Source organism: Thiolapillus sp. (assembly GCF_048562965.1).
In the GTDB taxonomy this organism is placed as follows: domain Bacteria; phylum Pseudomonadota; class Gammaproteobacteria; order Chromatiales; family Chromatiaceae; genus Thiolapillus; species Thiolapillus brandeum_A.
Genome location: NZ_JBHNMF010000762.1, coordinates 1 through 1,417, shown reverse-complemented (window position 1 = coordinate 1,417; position 1,417 = coordinate 1). Strand labels below are relative to the sequence as shown.

Below are 1,417 nucleotides of genomic sequence, written 5' to 3'. Positions count from 1 at the left end.
AAGATAGATACGCAGGCGAAGAACACCTATCTGGGTATGGCGCTCGTACTCAACCAGGACCCCGTGCTGTTTAATGCCTTAATCTTCGGCGCGGATGGACCCGAGCTGACAACAAATTCCACACCCCCCGTAGGACCCATAGTCATAGAGCTCAACGACTACGACACTTCAGCCCTATCGCCTACGTTCACGGGCAACCCCACCGTGTCTATCGCTTACGGTGCCGTTCTGAATGTCATCAACTGCGAACAGGGCCTTGACCTGCGGGTCAGACGGATACGGAGATCCGGGGAAACCTATCACGGCGTCGTCAATGTGGTCCGACAGGTAGCTATCACACTTCAGGAAGGTGTTACTGCGGTTGATGATATCGTAGTAGGCTGGGAATATACAGGCGTGTATAAGACAGGTGTCCGTCCGTTCCGGACTACCAGCGATTACACCTATTTCACCGGAATAAAACAGCGCGAGACGGCTGGTGCCGGAAACACGAGCTGTACCGTCTCTGTGCTGCTGGGTGTCTGCGCAAATGACAATACCGCTGATGCAGACACCAGCTTTGACACCTACGTATCGGGTACACTGAAGGGCTCTGAAACTCATACCCTCTACACCGGTAAATATGGCTATAAAAAGCTTGCCACATCCTGCGCACTCGCAGGGATCAAGACGCTGGAGAAGCAGCTCACAGTGGAGAAGGTGCCCACCACCGGTACATCTGCAAATGCAGCAGGCCTGTCCCATATCAGTCTGGACTTTGCCACTACGACGATAGCTATTACAGCCTCAGGCACAACCGGGGGTGCGCTCACGGAAACCACATGGGGCGACGTCTACGACAGGATCCAGTACCTGCTGTACACAAAGGACTACATTGCAAGACCTGATTTTACCAATGTGGCGGGTGATACTATCGACCTGGGTTCATGGGGCATTACCATTGATAATGAGCTGCTGAAGGAAGGAACAAAAGTCAAAGGCATTCGGACACAGGGCAATATCACCCTCACCAACGGCGGTAAGTACACCGGTAAAGTTGAATCAGCAGACGGCGTGTGCGTGACACTGGTATCCAACAAAACGGATACCAGTTTCTACGCCATGGGTTCCCTTGCGCCCTATACCAAGTACCTGTATGAGGCGAGTGCAGAGCGCGTGGGTTTCGTCGTGCCAAAAGGTACCGACGTCACCGTGTGCGCTTATGCCAAGAACACCTACTCCAAGACGTTCACCGTAGACACCAGCAAAGGTGCGAAGGTTATCCCCCTCACCCTGTCCAGCAACGACAGCATCAAAGCGGTGAACACGGATACCTACTACAACAGCATCAGCTGCACCTACGACACTTCAAATACTGCGAATGAGGGTGAGCTCCATGTGTCCTTCGACAGTGCAATGGAAGTGCCCTCGGACGATG

Annotated in this window: 1 protein-coding gene; it reads left to right on the top strand. The window is 53.3% G+C overall.

The annotated features are described in order from the left end of the window. On the top strand, positions 1-1,417 hold a 1,417-nt coding region (locus ACOCD2_RS19880; protein ID WP_419625943.1), incomplete at both ends, for a hypothetical protein.